Below are 20170 nucleotides of genomic sequence, written 5' to 3'. Positions count from 1 at the left end.
TTGAAAACATGCGCCGCCTATGAAAGCCGACATGCTGGTCGTGACCACACTTGTTGTTGCATCGCTCGGCAGCCTCGCGCCGAGCGCCGCGAATGCCGACGATGCACCGAGCCCCTGTGCATCGTTGAAACGGATCGTAGCGGCTGCGCCGGGCGGGTTTGCGGCGCTTACGCCGGACGACGGCAAAGGCGTTGCTCAGCCTTATGGCGACGACGCGCAATGCTCGGCGGCGCGCGGGAGCTATCAGTGCGCGTGGACACCGCATCGCGATTCGGCCTCGACTGCCGATGCATTGGAAGCTGTCGCCGCCGACATTGCTTCGTGCCTGCCGGAGGCGACGCACGATCAGAATTCGCCGGCACGCCAGCACTTCTATCTTGGCGTGCCCGGCAAGCGCACGGAAATTACGCTGACGCCTGCGGGTTCGGGCAAGCTGCGTCTGTCGGTATCGGGTAAATAAGCCAGGACGTTCCAGCACAGTCACGACGACGCCGGCCACCATGTCCAGCCACGTTGTTGCGAGCGCTGCAATTCGACGACCGCGAGCGGCGGGACTTGAATGCGCGGAAAGACCTCTGGCGATGCGCCCAACACATGCACGATTGCCGCGCGGATCAGCGGCGCATGCGTCACGGCGACTACATCGTGGGCAGCGCGCGACGCGCCATCTGGCGCAACGTCTATTGCGTCGAGCCATTTGCCGATCCGCTTCACCACCTGTCTGAACGATTCGCCGCCGTTAGGAGCGGCGTCGGGGTCGCGCGTCCAGGCCGCCAGGGCGTCTGGCGCTTGCGCGGCGAGATCGTTGAGGCGTTGGCCGCGCCACTTGCCGTATTCGACATCAGAGAGCGCGGGGTCCACCTTCGCGGCAAGGCCGAGCGCCAAGGCCGTTTCGCGCGCGCAAGCGGCGGGGCTGACGAATGCGATTGCATCGTCGGCAAACGACAGGCGCGCTCGCGCCGCTTGCGCTTCACAGAGGCCGCGAGCGTCGAGCGGGTCGTCGGCGGGAAAGCGGCCCGCGCGCATGGCCGCGGTCGGCGCGTGGCTGACCAGTAACAGCCGCAGGTTCATCGTTGAGTTCCCGTCAATATGCGCTCGTGTCGGTGTGTGGTAGCTGGCGCGGAAGTTTAGCGCGTAGAATAGCCGCACTGCGAAGCGCGGAAGCCGGTGAAAGCCCGGCGCGGTCGCGCCACTGTAATCGGCATCACAAGCCGAAAGCCAGACCTGAGCTTCGCACCATTCCTCTGCAATCGACTACGGGGCGCGCTACCCCAGGAGATGTCCATCATGACCGAAGCTGTTTTCGATCCCGCCCGCCAGCCCGCCATTCAGCCCACGCCGATTCCGTTGCGTGAACTGCTGCCTTGGGCCGTGTTCGGCGGATTGCTGCTGTTGCTCGCGCTGTACTTCGTCGGTGCGGAACAGGGCGCCACTTCTTTAGTGCCTGGCATGTACGTGCATGAGTTCGTGCACGACGGCCGCCATCTGCTCGGCTTTCCCTGCCACTAACGGAGCAGAACATGGTCGGTAAGTTGTTGTTGCGCGGGATGCTTGCAGGCATCGCCGCGGGGCTGCTCACGTTCGCGTTCGCGCGAGTGGCGGGCGAGCCGCAGGTCAATCAGGCGATTGCCTTCGAAGAGAAAGCCGGGGACGGGGCCGGTGGAGCGCATGAGCATGCGGGTGCGGGTGCGGAGGCGCACGAGCACGCGCACGAGCACGAGCACGAGCAGGAGCTGGTCAGTCGCGATACGCAAGCCGGATTGGGGTTGCTGACCGGCGTGGTGACCTACGGCGCGGCGTTCGGCGGACTATTCGCGCTGGTGTTTGCCTATGCGTACGGGCGAGTCGGCGCGATGAGCGCGCGTGCGTTGTCGGCGTGGCTTGCGCTTGGCGCTTTCGTCGCACTGGTGATCGTTCCCAACATCAAGTACCCGGCGAACCCGCCGGCGGTAGGCGACCCGGAGACAATCGGAACGCGCACGGGCCTGTTCTTTCTGATGATCGCGATCTCGCTGACCGCGCTGGTATTTTCGCTGAAGGTCCGGCGTCGCGCGGCGATGAAACTCGGTGCATGGAACGGCTCGATCGTGGCCGGACTTGTGTTCATCGCGATCATTGCCGCGGTGCAGATGTCGATGCCCGTGATCGACGAAACACCGGCCGGTTTTCCTGCGGCGCTGCTGTGGAAATTCCGCGTGGCGGCGCTCGGCATGCAGGCGATCATGTGGGCGACGATTGGGCTGCTGTTCGGCGCGATCGTTGAGCGGAGCTCGTTCATGCGTGTGGGGAATCGGACGGCGGCTGGGTCGGTTTGAGGTCTTTTGGCGGCTCGTGTTGATAGGCTGGCTGCGTAAATGGTTGAGTCTGTGCGCATCGAGACGGAAGGTAGCCGCGTCAAGTACTTGGCGCGGTTGTGGGGTGGTTGTCCACAGGGTTGGGCACATAAACTGGGGATAACTCATCCTGCGAGTTAATCGGGTACCGTTATGAAAACAAGCTGCTATGCAGGGCTTCCTTTCTTCTGCATCATCCCGTCGGCTTACGCTCAAAGCTCAACCCGCGAACAGTCGACAATCTCGCTCACGCTCAATCCGACGTGCCTGTGGACGGCTTTGGGTCGATCAGCATCTATAACGCTGAAGGCGACTATGAGAAGAATGAGAAGAACAACTACAACGAGTATTCGTTGAACAAGCGTGACGGCAAAGAAAGACAGCGGTGTGGGGTAACAGTCCGGCTCGGCGGCCGGGACGGACAAGCGCTCAACTGGTCTCAACGGCAAATCTATAGATACCTATCGCCGGTTTATCACAACCGGTAAGCCGCTTTATTCGGCCAACTCCGTTTGGCCGGCCTTCGGAGCACGCACCAGTTCGGCAGTGTCTTCATCGATATGGAAGCCGGCACGGCTTGAGTCCACCTGCTCCGACCCACCTCACATACAGGCAAGCAGAACACCCGGACTCCGTTCGGACGGTGACATGTGTGCTAGCGGTCATGCGCACAGCCATTCATGCGCGCTACCCGAAGCAGATAACCACGACCACGATGGAAACAAACTGGCCTTAAGAACTATTCAGGGTTTCCTATATCAGTGTGTTGGAAAAATGCTTCGCGAAAGAACTGAAGTCGGGTGCCTGGCTCGCTAAGATGAAGGAGATCATTCCGTCCTACGGCGTGTCACTCATCGACGGTGCAACGCTTTGCGACAGCGTGTGCGATGAGACAGCGACAGCGTTGGGAATTGAGCATCTGTGAGTCTCAGGAACAAACGCCTTGCGGTGCCCGGTTCGAAGAGTCGGCCCTGTCATTAAGGCCGAGTGCGAGCGTGTTCAAAACTACGTGTTGGCGACGCCTTCGGAGGACGGCGCCATCGCATCATGAAAAATAACTCCCAGCGTATGCCGTTGTCCCGACCTCAAACGGCTCACCCCGTGCCGCAAATTCACGCGATATGCACCGCGCGTGCCTTGCACCGGCCGATGATGAACCGCGAACACCACGGCGTCTCCCTTGCGCAGCGGCACGACTTCCGTGCGTGATTGCATCCGCGGACGCTGCTCGGTCATGACGAATTCGCCGCCGGTGAAATCTTCACCGGGTTCCGACAGCAAAATGGCGACCTGTAGCGGAAACACGTGCTCGCCGTAAAGATCCTGATGCAGACAGTTGTAGTCGTCGGTCACGTACTGGAGCATCAGCGGTGTCGGGCGGGTCTGGCCCGCAGCGTGGCAGCGCTCGATAAACTCCGCGTGTCCGGCCGGATAGCGGATGTCGATGCCCATCACCTCGTTCCAGCGATTCGCCACCGGCACGAGATGCGGATACAACTCGCGGCGCAACTGTCCGATCAACGGCGGCAACGGATAAGCGAAATATTTGTATTCACCACGGCCGAAGCCATGCCGCGCCATCACCACGCGGCTGCGGTACAAGTCCTCTCTCGGATATAGCGCAGTAAGGGCATCGCATTCGCGCCCGCTTAACAGCCCGCCTAGCATCGCGCAGCCATAGCTGTTCAGCTCTTCTTCCACGTTGAACCAATCAGTCGCCTCGATGCGCGCCGTCAGCGAACTCGCATGAGTGCGGTTCTGCGACGGCTTCAACTCAGTGTTGCGATTCTGTTCCGGCGATTGCGCGCGGGCATCTTTCGCCACCGTATTCATGAGAGTCTCCCTCAGCGATTTCCGAACGATGATTGAGTGTAAGCGCGTCTTTCGGGCCGCGCACTCCGACTCTTGCGCTGCAATTCCCCGGTTCGAAGACGTGCGAAATAAGCGGCGATGCGTCCCGCAGAACGATCAGGTCCAAGCAACGTAGAGCCACCGAGCGCAACGATAAGCTTTGCGAAGCGCGTCGCGTCGTTCATAGTAGGTACTGTCAATTCGTCGCTCCACCGGAGGCTTTGCCCATGTCCGATTCCCACAAGAAACTCGATGATTGGCTCGGCACCCAGCAAGTCGCCGAAGATCACATTACCGCCTTTCCGCTCGCGGCTCTCGCCGCGACGCTGGATCGCGAGCAAAGCGGCGACACCGTTCCGCCCCTGTGGCACTGGCTCTACTTCTTGCCGATCGCGCCGATGTCCGAAGCCGGCCCGGATGGTCATCCGAAGCGCGGCGATTTTCTGCCGCCGGTGCCGCTGCCTCGCCGCATGTGGGCCGGCGGGCGCGTTACTTTTCATGCGCCGCTGAAGATGGGTGAGCGCGCCACGCGTACGTCGACGATTGCAAACATTGAAGACAAGACAGGCCGCTCGGGGCGCCTCGTGTTCGTCACGGTGCAGCACTCGATTGAAGCCGGCGGAGAACTGAAGCTCGAAGAAGAGCACGACATCGTCTACCGCGACGCACCGCAAGCAGACACGCGGCCTCAGCAGCCGCAACTCGCGCCGCAGGGCGAGAGTTGGAGCCGCACTATCGACGCCAACCCCGTCATGCTGTTTCGCTATTCGGCGCTGACCTTCAACAGCCATCGCATTCACTACGACTATCCGTATGCGACGCAAGTCGAGGCTTATCCTGGCCTCGTCGTCCACGGCCCGTTGATTGCCACGCTGCTGCTCGATCTCGTGCGCCGCGAGCGACCCGACGCAACGCTGCAGAGCTTTGCCTTCAAGGCGCTTCGTCCGACGTTTGCGGACCACACTTTCAAAGTATGCGGCGCGCCCTCGGCGGATGGAAAAACCATCGACTTATGGGCAAAAGATCATGAAGGCTATTTGACGATGCGAGCGACAGCTGGGATTGAGTAATTTCACGAACGCAAGGCGTCAACCATTATAAATAGCTGAAACCTCAACCCGCACGCGATGAAAAGCCCGGTCGTCTGAAGGTTTCAGCGTGGGAATCAAAGTGATATTTCTCTGAATGTGTAGGAGCAAGTCCCGCATTAACCGGCGACTTCGCAGGATCACGGTCGTTTATGCGCATAATGCATTGCTGCTTACCTGCATGAGGTGATCGGGGCGCCGCTCGCACTTGGCTCGCAAGTGGCATGTAGTTAAGCGGCAGCCCGCACCCACAGGCGCTCAGCGGCATAGCGCCTGAACGAATGACCTTTTAGCCGCGGTGATTTCGGGAAAAATCTCTAGCCTTTTCCGACGCATTAATCAAGTGCAAACTCTTTGTCGCCGAACGCTTGAAACATCGCGGATTGTTAAATGCAATGTGGGGTGGTCTGCTGTTAAAAATATCGGTTATCATCGCTGCCTTCAGCGATCGCTCACGGCGGCTTAATCCGGCTGGCATCAACGTTAATATCGTCGCATCGAACCAGAAAAACTCAGATGAAGATGTCGCGTAAAAAGATTGCAATCCTCGTGGCCGCACTTCTGATCGTGGCCGGCATCGTCATTCAGGCCGTGTGGCGTCCGTTCGCGCATCGCAAGGCGACCAATGCGGGCGAAGTCGTTCTGGATATTCATCATCCCGACGCGGTGATCGACAGCGAAGCGCTGGCGCGTTTGCCGCGCGACATGCTGCGCGTGCCGCTGCTTCACGACGTGCTCACGCAAGACTTCGTCGACTATTACGAATCGCCGAATACGCGGCTTTCCGCCGAAGGTGCTTTGCGGCGACTCGCGTTCGAACATCAACTTGACTGGCGCGACGAACTGATCCACCGCGTGTTCGACGAACCCGCGCACGTGTTGCTCTGGCGTTCACCGGATGGCCGCCTCAGCTATTGGATCATGTCGATGCGCCGCAACGGTCTTGCCAAGCTGTTGCAGGGCTTGGGCAACGTTGCCGCAAGCGACGCGCAACTCAGTCAGGTCGCCAAACTCTCCGGCGATGTGCCGGTCTATGCGCTGAAGCTGGCAGTTGGCCGAACGCTGCTGTTCGCGACGAAAGACGATCGCCTCGTCGTGCTGTCCGCACCTGGCGTTCTGCTCGACGAAAAGGGTGGCCTGCTGGGCGAACGCGCCGATGCTGTGTCCGACATGCTGTCGTCCGGTCATGACGACGCCGCACGCGCATATCAACTGGATGCACCGGGAGAGGCGCCGAAGGGGCATCGTCTCGTGGTGTCGGCGAATTACCTGTCGTTCGGTTATCAGGCGTTCTTTTCGGGCATCGACGCACTGCGTTTCGACTTCTCGCCGAATGGCAGCGCGGCGGCGAGCTGGCGGACCTCGGCCTTGATCGAGCCGGGCAAGCTGCCGCAGCAGTGGAACAGCGCGGCCTTGTGGCGCGCATTGCCGGCAAACGCCGCGGCGTGCACGAGCTTGCCCGCCGACTGGAAGGAGGCGTCGGCATTGCTTGGCAAGGTGGCGGATGGTTCGGACGCCGCCGGGGCAATCGGCGATCGTCTGACGGGGCCCGCAGCGGTGTGCTGGTATGCGAAATCCACGCTGGTTGCGCCGGTTTTCATCGCTCGAGTCAAAACGCAGGATAAGGTACAGGACGCGGCCTCGATCGCTACGCTAAAGACCGCCCTCGACAAAACGTTCGGCGACGTGATCGGCGCATATGAAGCGAAGGCCGCGAAGACGGACGGCGACGACACTGCCTATCGCCGTTTGCCGGTCACGAGGCGCGAACAGGGCGCCGACGTCACCGTCTGGCAGCGGCCAGTCAGCGCGCGTTCGGGAACGGCGTCGAGCAGCAAGGCGTCGTTCGCGTCGCAGCTATCGGCAGAGCGCTATTTCCCGGTGACGCTCGCGCTCGCGCACGGCTATCTGATCTTCTCGCCCGACTCACGTCTCGTCGACGACACGCTGGCAGTGCTCGACAAGCGTTACCCCGCGCTTGCAGACACGCTTGCTCCCGAACGTTTGCCGCGCACCATTCTGACGCTGACGCCTTCGTCCGCTGCGGCACTGATCGAGCGGGAGGCCGGCGCCGCCTTGCCCGCCGATCAGGAGGCCGTGTTCCGCAACGCCTCGCGCGCGCATCTCACACCAAAGCTGCGCGCGCTCGCACACTATCCAGCCGTTTCGTTGACGCTGCCGCAGACCTTGCCGGGCTCGACCGGCTGGGTGCCGGTGGAGTGGTGGTTCGATCGCGCGAAAGGCGATGCGGGTCCGGATAACGACTCGTCGCAAGCGTCCGCAGACCAGCCAGGCACAGAGGGCGATTAATGCGCCGCCTTCGCTTAGCCGGCGCGGTGCGCGCGCCTCGCCAGGCGCCTCGGCGCGCGCTCGCGAGAGACAGTGGGCACGCAGCGTCCCAACTCCGCGCGGAGCAAGTCGCGTATCCCGTGTGCGCAGCCGCCGCTACTTCAAGCTTTGTCGCGGCCTCACGTCGCGCATGGCTGTTACGCACGGCCGCGATATTTGCAGCAGTCAGCGTCGCGCCCTATGCCCACGCGCTGAGCCCAAGCACAGCAGGTCCCGAGTCCGACGCGCTAACCGTGCAGCAATCTGCTGTGTTTCGCGCGTGGTTCACGCGTATCGTCGACCAGCAGATGCGCCGCGGCCCAACGCCGCGCTGGACGCAACGCGATTGCGCGGGGCTCGTGCGTTTTGCCGTCGGCGAGACGCTGCGAGCACACGACAGCAAATGGCTGCACGCCAACGGCATGACCGGCCTTGCCGACACGAGCAGCCTGCCGCCCGAACTGCAGTTGTCCGCGGCGCAGCGCATGATCGCGAATCGCTGGACGCAGCTCGACGGCTCCACTGGCGCATACGCGTCGGCCATCGCGCTGATTCAACGCAATAGCCGCTTCGTTTCGAAAGACGTCAACCAGGCGCTGCCCGGCGACCTGCTGTTCTTCGACCAGGGCGACGACCAGCATCTGATGATCTGGCTCGATCGCTACATCGCTTATCACACAGGCACCGTTACGCCGACCGATACCGGTCTGCGCGCGGTCGCCGTTTCCGACCTGATGCAATGGAAAGATTCCCGCTGGCAGCCGCTCGACGGCAATCCGAATTTTGTCGGCGTGTTTCGTTTGGACTTTTTGACACCATGACCCGAATGAGCTCTGTCATCGCCACTTGCAAATGGTTGAACCATGCGCGCGGTCGCGCGGCCTTCACGGTGGCCGCGCTGTTCGTGGCCATTACGCTGGTCACAGCAAGCGGGGCCGCGCACGCAGGCGAGGAGGCGTCGGCCGCATCAGCGGATGCCAGCATCGCCGCGAATCCGACGCTCAATCCGGCGCCGTCGAGCAACTTCAGCTCGCAGAAAGTGGACGGTCAACCGTTCTTCCTATTGTCGGACGCGAGCTTCGGCAGCAATCAGCTCGCGCAGGTCCGGCTGGAGGCGCCCGGCCGCGATTTCAAGGACGCGTTGCAGGCTTATGGCGGCGCGGACATCGTCGTATATCGGGTACCCAAGCCGCTCGAGTTTCTTAAGGCACAGAAGAATCTGCATCGGCTGAATGTCGCGCCGAATTATCAGGGCGAAGGCCTCGCGAACACGCTTGCTTATCTGTGGGACCGCTGGTTCACCGAGGCGCGCCGTGCATGGCAACGCGTGCTCTCGTTCGCCACCCGCAGCAAGGCAACGGAGGCCGCGCCGCAATTCAAGCTCGGCGAACAGACCGGCAAGCAGACGCAATTCGAGCAGAACTCGCAGTTCGCCCCGCTGAAGGGCTACGACATAGTCGCGCGTTTTCGCTATCCGATCTGGGACGCGAAAGTGATCGAGCCGCCCAAGGGCGTGAACCTCGCGGGCAGCAGCAGTAACTTCATCGAGGCAAGCGCCGGCAACGTGATGATCCCGGTCGGCAAGCTGCCGCCGGGGCTCTATATCGTCGAGGCGGTGATCGGCAACTATCGCGCGCATACGTTGTTGTTCGTGTCGGACACGGTGGCGGTCGTGAAAGCGGCATCGAGTGGAATGCTGGTGTGGACCACGCGGCGCGATAACGGCAAGCCGGTCGTCAACACGGAAGTGAACTGGACCGACGGCGTAGGCGTGTTGCAAAGCGGCACTACGGGCAACGACGGCGCGCTCGTGCTGCAACACGTGAGTCCTGAGCGCAGCTATGTGCTCGGCGTCGATCCGCAGGGCGGCGTGTTCGTCTCGGAGAATTTCTATTACGACAGCGAGATTTACAACACGAAAATCTACGCCGTGACGGACCGGCCGATGTACCGGCCGGGCGATCCGGTCCATGTGAAGTTTATCGGCCGCACGTTTCAGAACGCGACTCAATCGTCGGCGCCTGCCGAGGCCGACATCAAGCTCGAAGTGCTCGATCCGAACGGCTCGCCGGTCGCAACGGCGAAGACGCATTTCGCTTCGGATACCGGCGCGGACACCTCGTTCACGCTGCCCGCCGACGCAAGCGCCGGCGGCTACACGCTGCGCTTCGACTACAACGGCGATGTGTATGGCAGCGCGTTTCGCGTTGCCGAATATGTGAAGCCGCACTTCGACGTCAATCTTTCAATGGACAAGGCCGACTACGCGACCGGCGAGCCGTTGAAGGGGAAAATCCAGCTGCGCTATCCGGACGGCAAGCCGGTGCGCGACAGCAAGATTTCGGTCACGCTGCGCGCGCAGAAAGTGACGATTGTCGACGGTGAACTGCGTTATGCGGGGCTCTTCCCGGTCAAGCTCGAACAGCAGGAACTCAAGACGGATAGCGACGGCAACGCGAGCCTGACGCTGCCCGCCGCGACCGAGCCGAGCCGTTATGCGCTGACGCTGTTCGCGCAGGACGGCGCCGCATACAAGGTGCGAGTGACGCGCGAAGTGCTGATCGCGCGCGGCGCGACGCCGTACCGGCTGACTACGTCGAAATCGTTTTCGCAGCCGAAGGAATCGGTGAGCTTCGACTTGCAAGCGCTGGCCGCGGTCGATCCGGCTGCCCATGCGCCGGCGAAATGGGAATGGACGCGCCTCGAATCGCAGACGCACGGCGAAGGCGCGTTGAAAAGCGTGCCGAACGGTGCTGGCGGCAAGCTGTCGTTCGCGGTGCCATTCGAGCAACCGGGTTCGTACATGTTGTCGGTCAAGGACGACGCGGGCAACCTGCTCGCCGCCGTCAGCCATTGGGTCGCGGGCGACGGCCTGAAGGCGATTCCGGGCAGCGTCGAGATTGTGTTCGATCGCGACCGGTACAAGATCGGCGACACGGCGGAAGCGCTGATCACGTTCCCGCTGCCCGTCGACGATGCGTTGCTGACGCTCGAACGCGACAACGTCGAACGACGCGCGCTGCTGAGCGCGGGTGGCGACTGGTTGCAACTGCAACGCGTGACGCCGTCGCAATGGAAGGCGCGTATCAAGGTCGGCGACGACTTCGCGCCCAACATGACCTTCTCGGTGCTGTACGTGCATGCCGGCGAATACGCATTCCAGAACGCGGGCATCGTGGTGGCACAGCCGCAAATCGAACTGAACGTGAGAAGCGACAAGCCTGTGTACGGTCCGGGCGACACGGTCACCTTGAATTTCGACAGCACGTTGAACGGCAAACCGGAGGCGGCGAATCTGACGGTGAGCGTGGTCGATGAAATGGTCTATGTGCTGCAGCCGGAGATTGCGCCGAACATCGTCGACTTTTTCTATCATCCGCGCCGCAATAACGTGCGGACGTCGTCGAGTCTGTCGTTCATCACTTACGACCTTGCGCGTTCGCCGCTCAAGGGTGCGCCGGGCGGGCCGCAACGCGCGAATTACAACGAGCGCGGCGTGAAAGTGCTCGAGCGCCCACGCCGCGACGATCAGGATACGGCCGCGTGGGAAGGCAGTCTGAAAACCGACGCCAGTGGTCATGCCACCATGACGTTCAGGATGCCCGACTCGCTTGCTCGCTGGCGCATCACCGTGCGCGCGGCCGCGCCCGATGGCATGGTCGGCCAGCGAACCGCATACGTGCGCTCCGACAAGGCGCTGTATCTGAAGTGGAGCGGCCCGTCGCATTTCCGCGTCAACGATCAGCCGGCTATCGACATGATCGCCTTCAACCAGACCGATGCGGACATGGACGCGCAGTGGCTAGTAGAAGGCGGCGGCCTGTCATTGAATCAAAAGGTCACGCTTAAGCGCGGCGCGAATTATCTGCGTCTGCCGAGCGGCGCGTTGAAGGCCGGCGTGGTCAACGCGACCTTGCGCAAGGGCGACAAGGATGTGGACCGCTTGCAGACCACGATTCATCTCGACGCGAGCGGTTGGCTCGATCTTCATCAGAACACTGTCGCGCTGGACGGCTCGGGCAAGCCGCTCAATCTGCCGCAAGACGCACAGGAAGTGAGCGTGCGTTTCGTCGGCAGCGCGACGAGCCAGTTCATGCGAGTAGCCGACGATCTGATCGACTACCCGTATGGCTGCGCCGAACAGACGTCGAGCCGCTTGATCCCGCTCGCGCTTGCGCACGACGCAATCGGCCGCGGCGACAACGCGAGTTCGACGCAGGGAATCGAAGCGCTGTTGCGCAATCAGCGGCAGCGTCTGGCGATGCTCGCGGGCGTCGGCGGCACGTTCGGCTGGTGGGGCGATACGACCGGCGGCAGCGCGCTGATTACGGCCTACGCGTATTACGCGGACTGGCTCGCGAGCCGCAGCCTCGGCATCAGCCTGCCGGCCGCGAACTGGCAGCACGCGATGGAGGTCTATCGCGACGCCGGCGCAAAAGAGCCACTGCTTCATCGCGCGCTGGCGCTGTGGTTCATGCAGCAAATGGGCTTGCCGGTCGCGACGCCTGTATCGGGCGTGGCCGCCGACTTGATGAGCGACGCGGCGGCCACCGCCGCCGCACAGGCTCGCAATGCCGCCAATGCTACGTATGGCGCGCCGGACAGCATCGTCTTCGCGCAGGCCGATTCGCCGCGCGGCAAGCAGATGGCGATGCTGTTGATCGCGAACATGGCACGAGGGACAGGCGCGCAAACGCCGGAGGGTTTCGATGCTGCATCGAGCGCCGCGCGTGCCTCGTTGAGCAATGATCCGGCGCCGCTCGTTCAAAGCCTGCTTGCCATGTCCGGCGAAGGCGCGAGCGTCGATGCATCCGCATTGCTTGCAAAAAGCAGCGCCGATTACCCGACGCTCGACCGGGCACTGACGCTGCTTTGGTTGCGCAAGGCGCTCGGTGGCGACGTGGCGGCTACCTCGTTGCCGTCGCTGCAAGGCGCCGGCTGGACGCGCGCTGCGACGCCGACCGGCACGCCACTGTGGAAATGGACCGCTGCAGGCGTGCCGTCCACGCTCGACGCAGGCGCCGCACGCACGGACGTCAGCGCAATCGTCTCGTTCCGCAGTCATACGAGCGAAGACAGCCGTTTGAACATCAGCGTCGCGCGCCGCTTCTACAAGCTCGAACCGGTCGAGGTGAAAGCCGATCCGAAAAAGCAGGGCGCGGGCGACAGCAATGTGGGACGCTCCGCGTTCACAGCGCGCCTCGTGAAGTCGGGCGATGCGATCGACAGCAATGCGCTGTACGTAGACGAAGTCGCGCTTACGCCGCGCTCGGGCAACGCCTATCACTACGGCCTTCTCGATGTGCCGCTGCCGCCGGGCGCGAGCGTCGAAGCGACGAGTTGGGGCGTGTCGATCGAGGGCTTGCCTGGCGAGAAGGAAGGCGAGAGCGGCCCGCAACCGTTCGCGCGCGCTGCATCGTATGAAATGGGTGAGCTCTCGTATCACCAGCCGGTGCCGTTGCTCGATCGGCCAGTGGTGTTGCGGCAACTGGTGCGCTTCGCGTTGCCGGGCACATTTGCATTGCCGCCCGCGCGCTATTTCCGCATGTATCAACCGGACGCGAAGGCGTTCGAAGGCGGCAAGAGCGATCGCGTGACGACGTTGCGCATCCAGTAAGCGACACAGACCATGTTCCGCGCGCTTTTCCTGCCTGTACGCGATCGTCTTGCAGCGATGATGCTGCGGATCGCGTTCGTCGCGGGCGCGGTGGCGGCGGTGTGTATGAGCTGCGGCGTCACACTCGATCGCGCGTATGCTGCCAGGCCGGCTTCATCGCAGGCGGCATCGAAAGAGACACTGCGCTTCGCGTGGCTGCGCGACGGGCAAAGCCAGCTTTGGCAAGCCGACGTCGACAGCGCCGTTGGCGGCCTGTCTCCGCAATCCGCGCTGCCGTTGCCCGCCACGCTGGAAACGCCGCTTGGCAGCGTGTGGAAGCTGTTTGTCTACGGCTATCTGGTGGATCGAAATATCGCAACGCCAGACTACACGTGCAGCGGCGGCGATCCCGAAGAAGTGTATTGCTGCATGACGGGCGGTCATGTCGATCGCGAACATGCGCTCGTGCAATCGTGCGGGCTCTTTTTCGAACCCGGGCGTCTGCAACTCGATCCCGTCGACTGGCGCAAGTATTGGACAGCGGCACACGCGCCCGCCTGGCTGCGCGACCTTCACGCGATGACGCCGACGCATCGTGTGTCCGTTGTGCAACTGCTCGCCGCGTTGCAGGCAATGCCCGCACGCCCGCGCGAAGCGGCGGCCAGCACGTTGGTCTCGGTGCTGACGAGCGGGCGTGGCGAAGGAACCGTGTCGCTTTATGGCAGCCTGTTGCGCGCCAAAACCTGGACGATGCCCGACGCGGCCCGGCCAGGGGCATCGGTGGGCGGCGCCGCGGGCTGGCTCGCCGATGGCACGCCGGTTTGGCTCGGTGGCCCCGGCGGCAGCGCACGCGTGCTCGCGTTGGCTGCGCCGCGTATTGCGCCGCTTCTCACGCAAGTCACCGTGCCCGATGACGGCGCATGCGTCATCGTCGATTTCTTTAGCCGCTATCCGATTCGCGAAGTGCTCGGCCAGAAAGGACCCGCGACGGTGCCTGACGGGCCGCTGAACGGAGAGTTTCGCGTTGGTTTTGTGAACGGCAACTGGACGCGACTGACGAGCCGCGGCGAGTTGCGGCTCGACCGTAGCGCTGCGGGAGCACCGCAAGTGATCGGCCGCTTTGGCATGAACGACTATGTGGCGCGCGTAGTGGAGCGCGAAGGCGACACGGCGCAGCCGGAAGCGGCGAAGGCACTCGCCGTGGCGGCGCGCACTTATGCCGTGCAGCACGGCGTACGCGATCACGGCTGTTTGCGTATCGACGACAGCAGCAACACGCAGCGCGTTCTGCCGCGCGCGCCGACCGCGGCGGCGCGCCGTGCCTCCGATATGACCGACGCGCTCGTGCTGACCGGCGTGCCTGTCCAGTATCACCACGACAAGGCCGCAGCAGGGCAAATGAGCTGGCTTGCCGCGAAGGCATCCGCGCAAACTGGGCTGACGTTCGATGCGATCCTTGCCCGCACATGGCCGCAAGCAACGCTGACTTCGTTTCAAAGCCCCTTGTCCGGCGATTGCGTCGCGGTAGCCGGCGCGCGTGAGTGGCTGGAGCGCAATGCGCCTTCCTGGGCGCGGCGCATGGATGGTGCAGCCGGATATGAGACGCCCGATCTGCCGGCTGTATGTGCGGTTCGCGAAGGGCGTCCGTATGCGGATGCGCAGCGCAATCGTGTCTATGTGTATCGCTTGCAAACCGAAGAAGATCGCATTGCGTTGGCGCATGAATATGTTCACCTCGCGTTTCAGCATCATCCGCGTGGGCTCGATGAAAATTTTGTCGAGCGCACCGCCCGCATGCTGATTCGTACCGACAATCCGATCCAATGAACCACGTCACTTTCTTATTTTCGTTGAGCCGGCTTTCGTTGCTGCGTCGGGTTCGCCCGCGCGCCGTGATGCTCGTTGCTGCCGCTGCATGCGGCGCGTTCGGCGCAGGCGTAGCGACGCGGGCCCGGGCTGCCGGTACAGATGGCGGTGTCGCCGATCTGACCGGCTCGTTCGGCGGCTGGCGTCATAGCGGGCTGACGAATGAGGGCGAGCATTTCGTCGCGGCGTATCCGCGACCGCCGGTCGATCGTGGCGCGCAGCGTTACCGCACATTGATCGAGGGGCGCCTGAAGCGTATCGACAAGCACGCACGCAAGCCGCCGACGCTCGTGGTCAACGGCAATCCGACGCCACTCTACACCGACGACGAAGGCGCATTCGCGCGGCCGTGGGCGTTCGGTGCGGGCTCGAATAGCATCGAACTCATTTCCGCCGACGGCAGGCAGCATCAGCGCATGCAGTTCTATGAAGCGGACCGCAGCAAGCCGCAGGCGAAGCTGCGAGCAATCGTCACGTGGGACGATCCTCACGCTCAGGTCGATCTGCACGTGGTTACGCCGGGCGGCCTGCACGCGTTCTTCGCCAATCCGACACTCGAAGACGGCAGCGGCTTCGACGTCGACTCCGTGGACGGCGCGGGGCCGGGGATATTTTCGTCCGCGGCGCCGGAGCGTGGCACGTGGCTGTTCTTTCTGAATTACTGGGGCAATTTTGATTCGACCGGCTACAACTTTGACGCCGCCGCGCACGACCGCGACGTGATCACGGCGACGTTGACGCTGGTCTTCAACGAAAATACGCCGAACGAGCGGCGTGAAACGATGGTTGTGCCGCTGCGCAAAATCGGCGACCTCATGCTCGTGAAGAGCGAGCGACTATGAAAGCGGGACGGGAGCAGTAACGATGAAGCGCAAAACGACGGGATGGATGAACGCTGCTGGCCACGGCTTGTTGGTTCTCGCCTGCTTACAAGGCGCGTCGGCCGCGCATGCAAGCGATATCGACTTCGCCGCGCCGCTGAACGGCTGGCGCAATACGAGCGGCGACAGCGAGCGCTATACACAGGACGTTCATTATCCGGCGGTGTCGGTAGCGACGCCGGAAGGGCAGTCGAAGCTTGCGCTGATCGAAGGTCAGATCCGTAACGCGCCGAAAAAGAAAGGCAAGACGGTGGGCACGCTGGTGGTCGACGGCACGCCGTTGCCGCAGCGCGTAGAGGAAGACGGCAAGTTCTCGCGGCCCTATGCGTTTCCTGCGGGCAGCAACGGCGTTGAATTGCGCGCGCCGGACGGCAGCCGCAAACGCGTGCAGTTCTACGACGCGTATAGCGGCAAGACGCAGCCGAAGCTGCGCGTATTGCTCGCGTGGGACACCGACGGCACGGATCTCGACTTACACGTGGTATCGCCAGACGGCGCGCATGCATGGTACGGCGATCGCGTCGTTGCCAACGGCGGCGCGCTCGACGTCGATGTGACGACTGGCTATGGGCCGGAGATCTATTCGTCGGCCGCGCCGCTGAAGGGCACCTATCTCGTCTTCGTGAATTACTACGGCTGCGGCAGCGACCGAAGCGACATGACGGTCGCTCAGGTGACGATCATCACCAATGAAAACACGCCGAACGAAAAGAGCGAGACCGTCCGCGTGCCGATGCGCAAGGCCGGCGAACTGACGCTTGTGAAGACGTTTGTGATGCCTTGAGGGGAGCCTCGTTGCTGTTTGCTTCTGCCGTTCAGACTTGCTGCGTGCAGAGGACAAAAACCGTGCGCGCTCAGGTACTTGTACTACTCTTGCGCAAGATATCCACAGCCTTGGGCACAGTTTCTGTGGACAACATAGCGCTGGCCGGAAAGCGTCGTTATTGACCCTCGCGCTGGCTCGCGCGTGCACTTACCGTCCCTTACAGGGCTTCAAGTTTCAGCCGGTCATGGTCGATAGATCTTGTAACCGGCTTTGGGCCGAACGCCTTTAAGAAATGAACGGAGGTTGCAATGCAAATCGACAGCGCATTGCCGTCAACATTAGAAGCAACTGATCGCGCGACGAGGAATGCGTCGTCAACGTCCTTCACCGGCGGCGATGCCGCCACAGCGCGCTCTGCTACCTCGAATGCGTCGGAGCAGGACGAGGCTGTGCATATCTCCACCGAAGGCGCCGCTACGGCGGCCTTGGATAGAAATGCAGTTGGCGCCACGAGTGCGGCCGATGCTGGAAGTGACGGCAGGTCGGCGGTGGATTCGTCCGCGGTGAAGTCGTTTGCGTATGGCACGCTCGGGCTCGAACGGCCGGATCAGCCGCACGAAGAGCGTAATGCGTTCTACACGGCCGGACGCTGGCTGGCGGCGGGCATCACCCTTGGCGGGATCGTCTCGCTGCTTATCTGAGAACGGTGGGATTCTGAAGCTTGAGGAGGGAGCTGCGCTTGCCGTGCATGGTGCACGGCAAGCGCGGTAAAGCAGAGTCAGGCTCGCTGGATTAGCGGTCGAGGAACGACTTCAGTCGGTCGGCACGGCTCGGATGCATCAGCTTGCGCATGGCCTTGCTCTCGATCTGGCGGATGCGCTCGCGTGTGACATCGAACTGCTTGCCCACTTCTTCCAGCGTGTGGTCCGACTTCGTGTTGATGCCGTAGCGCATACGCAGCACCTTGGCTTCGCGCGGCGACAGCGAGTCGAGCGCATCGTCGATGGCGGCGCGCAGATCGGCCTGCATCGCCGCGTCTGCCGGTGACGAAGCCGCCGAGTCTTCGATCATGTCGCCGAGTGTGGCGTCGCCGTCGTCGCCAACCGGCGTTTCCATCGAGACCGGCTGCTTGGCGATCTTGAGGATGCCGCGCACTTTCTCTTCCGACAGGTCCATGCGTTCGGCCAGCACCGACGGGTGCGCTTCCTGACCGGTCTGCTGCAGGATTTCACGCGAGATGCGGTTCAGCTTGTTGATGGTCTCGATCATGTGCACCGGCACGCGAATCGTGCGCGCCTGGTCGGCGAGCGAACGCGTCACGGCCTGACGGACCCACCACGTTGCGTAAGTCGAAAACTTCCAGCCGCGGCGGTATTCGAACTTGTCCACCGCTTTCATCAGGCCGATGTTGCCTTCCTGAATCAGGTCGAGGAACAGCATGCCGCGATTCACGTACTTCTTCGCGATGGAAATGACGAGCCGCAGGTTCGCCTCGATCATTTCGCTCTTGGCTTTGCGCATCTTCGATTCAGCCGCGACCATCTGGCGGTTGATCTCTTTCAGATGCTTGAGCGGCAGCGAGACGGTGGCTTCAATATCGATCAGCTTTTGCTGTTCAGACTGAATTGCCGGCAGGTGACGCTCGAGCGCGGCGCCGTACGACGTCGTGCCGCGTGCTGCGCGCTCGGTCCAGCCGAGGTCGGCTTCATGACCCGCGAACGATTCGATGAACTTCTCGCGCGGCATGCCGCTCTTCGTCACCACGATCTGCAGAATGTTGCGTTCGATCGCGCGGACCTGCGCGACCTGATGCTGCACGTCGCCGCACAGACGGTCGATGGTGCGCGCGGTGAAGCGGATTTTCGCGAGGTGCTGCTGAATTTCCTCGCGCGCCCGCTGATACGCCTTCGAGCTGACGTCGCCGCGAGTGTGCGACGCGTTCATCTGATCGTACAGGATGCCGACTTGCGCGAAGATCTCGAGGCAGTCGCTCGTGAGTTGTTTCAGGCGCGCTTCGTCTGCTGCCGACGAATCGGCCGGACCGACGTCGTCGTCGCTATCGCTGTCGTCGTCTTCTTCCGCGTCCGAGTCCACTTCGGCTGTCGCTTCGGCGCTTACGGTCTCTTCTTCGGCCGCGATGTTGTCTTCGTTGAGGCCGTCGACCAGTTCGTCGATTCGCAGTTCGCCGTCCGCAACCTGCTGGGCGCTCGCCAGGATCGCAGAAATTGCGAGCGGGCATGCGGCGATGGCCTGCACCATTTCATGCAGGCCGTCTTCGATGCGCTTCGCAATTGCGATTTCGCCCGCGCGCGTCAGCAGCTCGGTCGCGCCCATTTCGCGCATGTACATGCGCACTGGGTCGGTCGTGCGGCCGAACTCTGAGTCCACTGTCGACAACGCGACTTCGGTTTCTTCGTCCGCCTGATCGTCGGAAACGACTGCCGGGGCGTTCGAATTCAGCAGCAGCGTTTCCGCGTCTGGGGCCTGCTCGTAGACCTGCACGCCCATGTCGTTGAACGCGCTGACGATGCTGTCGATCGCCGCCGTTTGCGCGAAATTATCGGGCAGGTGGTCATTGATCTGCGCGTGGGTCAGGTAGCCTTGCTCCTTACCCAGCTGGATCAGCGCGCGCATCTGGCGCTGACGTTCTTCGGCTTGCTGCGGCGGCAGTTCGGCCGCTACGGGGATCGCTTTGCCCGCGCCTTTGCCCTTGGGCGTACGGCCCGACGGAGCTTTCGTGTAGGCTGCGGTTTCGTGTTGCGAATCTTCGCGATCAAAAGGGTTCACGTATTCTCCTCGAGAGGCTTCGCTATGAGACGCAAGACGCGACCGTCAGGCGTTTCGAGCATGGCTCAACATCACCTGAGTGACTCAACGCGGTTATATGGCTGTGTGCTCTGGGGAGCAAAAAGATGAGCCCGCTCTGAGCGGGCCGATAGAAATGCGAAATTCGCGCGGCTCGCATTATATACGAGCTTGCGCCTTCGCGCGCATTGTGCGCAGCAATTCGTCGCACGCTGTTGCCGTAGGTCCGCTCACTGTCGGCCAGTGGGCGCGGAGCGGCGTGAAAAAAGTTTGCTGCAACAACGAGCGGTTCTCCCGCGACGGACGGCAGACTCCCGACTATAGACCAACTCGTTCATGTTCGCACGACTGCGTTCCTCTGCAGAATGAAGGCTCCACTATATGTACGGCGAACGCTTTTCGCGCCGATTGGCGCTTCTGCGAAAGAAAATTCGCCGAAGGGGGTTGACGACCCGTCACTCGCTCTCCATAATCTCGTTTCTCTGCTGCTGATGCAGCGACGCAGAACGAAGCGGTGCCGGGTAGTGTGGTAAGGGCAGCGCAGCGTGAAGCGGACCGATCTTTAAAAACTAACAGCCGATAAGTGTGGGCGCTTGATGCGCGACGCGAGTGGATCTCCGGATTCACGCAAAGCGAAAGTATCAAGTCTCACACAG

Annotated in this window: 15 protein-coding genes and 1 riboswitch; of the genes, 12 read left to right on the top strand and 3 right to left on the bottom strand. The window is 62.5% G+C overall.

Going from position 1 to position 20170, the window contains the following annotated elements; translation table 11 throughout:
- The first annotated feature begins 19 nt into the window (after nucleotides 1–19).
- Nucleotides 20–460, top strand: a complete 441-nt coding sequence (locus JMY24_RS19275) for a hypothetical protein (RefSeq protein ID WP_128597904.1) — start codon at nucleotides 20–22, stop codon at nucleotides 458–460.
- 20 nt (nucleotides 461–480) lie between these two features.
- Here the strand turns inward: JMY24_RS19275 and JMY24_RS19270 are convergent, their stop codons facing one another.
- Nucleotides 481–1071, bottom strand: a complete 591-nt coding sequence (locus tag JMY24_RS19270; protein ID WP_201702705.1) for a histidine phosphatase family protein — start codon at nucleotides 1069–1071, stop codon at nucleotides 481–483.
- A 78-nt stretch (nucleotides 1072–1149) separates the two neighbouring features.
- Nucleotides 1150–1236, top strand: a riboswitch (adenosylcobalamin (AdoCbl) riboswitch).
- A gap of 51 nt (nucleotides 1237–1287) precedes the next feature.
- Between JMY24_RS19270 and JMY24_RS19265 the strand changes: the two genes are divergently transcribed.
- From JMY24_RS19265 to JMY24_RS39605, 3 genes are all read left to right on the top strand, one after another.
- The gene (locus JMY24_RS19265) at nucleotides 1288–1509 is read left to right on the top strand and encodes a CbtB domain-containing protein (protein ID WP_128586824.1); all 222 of its coding nucleotides are present in this window, start codon (nucleotides 1288–1290) and stop codon (nucleotides 1507–1509) included.
- Nucleotides 1510–1520: 11 nt separating this feature from the next.
- Nucleotides 1521–2315, top strand: a complete 795-nt coding sequence (locus JMY24_RS19260) for a CbtA family protein (RefSeq protein WP_128597902.1) — start codon at nucleotides 1521–1523, stop codon at nucleotides 2313–2315.
- Between the two features lie 781 nt (nucleotides 2316–3096).
- Nucleotides 3097–3258 (top strand): malate:quinone oxidoreductase, encoded by a 162-nt coding sequence (locus JMY24_RS39605; RefSeq protein ID WP_413231256.1) that lies wholly within the window; start codon nucleotides 3097–3099, stop codon nucleotides 3256–3258.
- Between the two features lie 80 nt (nucleotides 3259–3338).
- Here the strand turns inward: JMY24_RS39605 and JMY24_RS19250 are convergent, their stop codons facing one another.
- Complete coding sequence (locus JMY24_RS19250; protein ID WP_128597901.1) at nucleotides 3339–4166, bottom strand: 2OG-Fe(II) oxygenase; 828 nt, start codon at nucleotides 4164–4166, stop codon at nucleotides 3339–3341.
- 245 nt (nucleotides 4167–4411) lie between these two features.
- Between JMY24_RS19250 and JMY24_RS19245 the strand changes: the two genes are divergently transcribed.
- The 8 genes from JMY24_RS19245 to JMY24_RS19210 all read left to right on the top strand — a co-directional run bounded on the left by JMY24_RS19245 (nucleotide 4412) and on the right by JMY24_RS19210 (nucleotide 17410).
- Nucleotides 4412–5254, top strand: a complete 843-nt coding sequence (locus JMY24_RS19245) for an HTD2 family dehydratase (RefSeq protein ID WP_128597900.1) — start codon at nucleotides 4412–4414, stop codon at nucleotides 5252–5254.
- 534 nt (nucleotides 5255–5788) lie between these two features.
- On the top strand, nucleotides 5789–7582 hold the full coding sequence (locus tag JMY24_RS19240) for a DUF2138 domain-containing protein (protein WP_128597899.1): 1794 nt from the start codon (nucleotides 5789–5791) through the stop codon (nucleotides 7580–7582).
- Nucleotides 7582–8421 (top strand): DUF1175 domain-containing protein, encoded by an 840-nt coding sequence (locus JMY24_RS19235; RefSeq protein WP_236597454.1) that lies wholly within the window; start codon nucleotides 7582–7584, stop codon nucleotides 8419–8421. The genes JMY24_RS19240 and JMY24_RS19235 overlap by 1 nt, the downstream gene beginning before the upstream one ends.
- Nucleotides 8418–13217 carry an alpha-2-macroglobulin family protein gene (locus JMY24_RS19230; RefSeq protein WP_201702703.1) on the top strand — a complete coding sequence of 1600 codons (4800 nt, stop codon included), beginning with the start codon at nucleotides 8418–8420 and terminating at the stop codon, nucleotides 13215–13217. The genes JMY24_RS19235 and JMY24_RS19230 overlap by 4 nt, the downstream gene beginning before the upstream one ends.
- Nucleotides 13218–13229: 12 nt before the next feature.
- The gene (locus tag JMY24_RS19225; protein WP_201702702.1) at nucleotides 13230–15023 is read left to right on the top strand and encodes a DUF2300 domain-containing protein; all 1794 of its coding nucleotides are present in this window, start codon (nucleotides 13230–13232) and stop codon (nucleotides 15021–15023) included.
- Nucleotides 15020–15904 carry a YfaP family protein gene (locus JMY24_RS19220; RefSeq protein WP_128597895.1) on the top strand — a complete coding sequence of 295 codons (885 nt, stop codon included), beginning with the start codon at nucleotides 15020–15022 and terminating at the stop codon, nucleotides 15902–15904. The genes JMY24_RS19225 and JMY24_RS19220 overlap by 4 nt, the downstream gene beginning before the upstream one ends.
- A gap of 22 nt (nucleotides 15905–15926) precedes the next feature.
- Nucleotides 15927–16727 carry a YfaP family protein gene (locus JMY24_RS19215; RefSeq protein ID WP_128597894.1) on the top strand — a complete coding sequence of 267 codons (801 nt, stop codon included), beginning with the start codon at nucleotides 15927–15929 and terminating at the stop codon, nucleotides 16725–16727.
- Nucleotides 16728–17017: 290 nt separating this feature from the next.
- Nucleotides 17018–17410 carry a hypothetical protein gene (locus JMY24_RS19210; protein WP_128597893.1) on the top strand — a complete coding sequence of 131 codons (393 nt, stop codon included), beginning with the start codon at nucleotides 17018–17020 and terminating at the stop codon, nucleotides 17408–17410.
- Between the two features lie 91 nt (nucleotides 17411–17501).
- Here JMY24_RS19210 and rpoD read toward each other — a convergent pair whose 3' ends face one another.
- Nucleotides 17502–19496, bottom strand: coding sequence for an RNA polymerase sigma factor RpoD (gene rpoD / locus JMY24_RS19205; protein ID WP_128597892.1), 1995 nt, complete (start codon nucleotides 19494–19496; stop codon nucleotides 17502–17504).
- Nucleotides 19497–20170: the final 674 nt, after the last annotated feature.

Origin of the sequence: Paraburkholderia kirstenboschensis (genome assembly GCF_904848585.1) — a bacterium.
Classification (GTDB): domain Bacteria; phylum Pseudomonadota; class Gammaproteobacteria; order Burkholderiales; family Burkholderiaceae; genus Paraburkholderia; species Paraburkholderia kirstenboschensis.
This window is presented reverse-complemented; position numbering and strand designations above follow the sequence as displayed.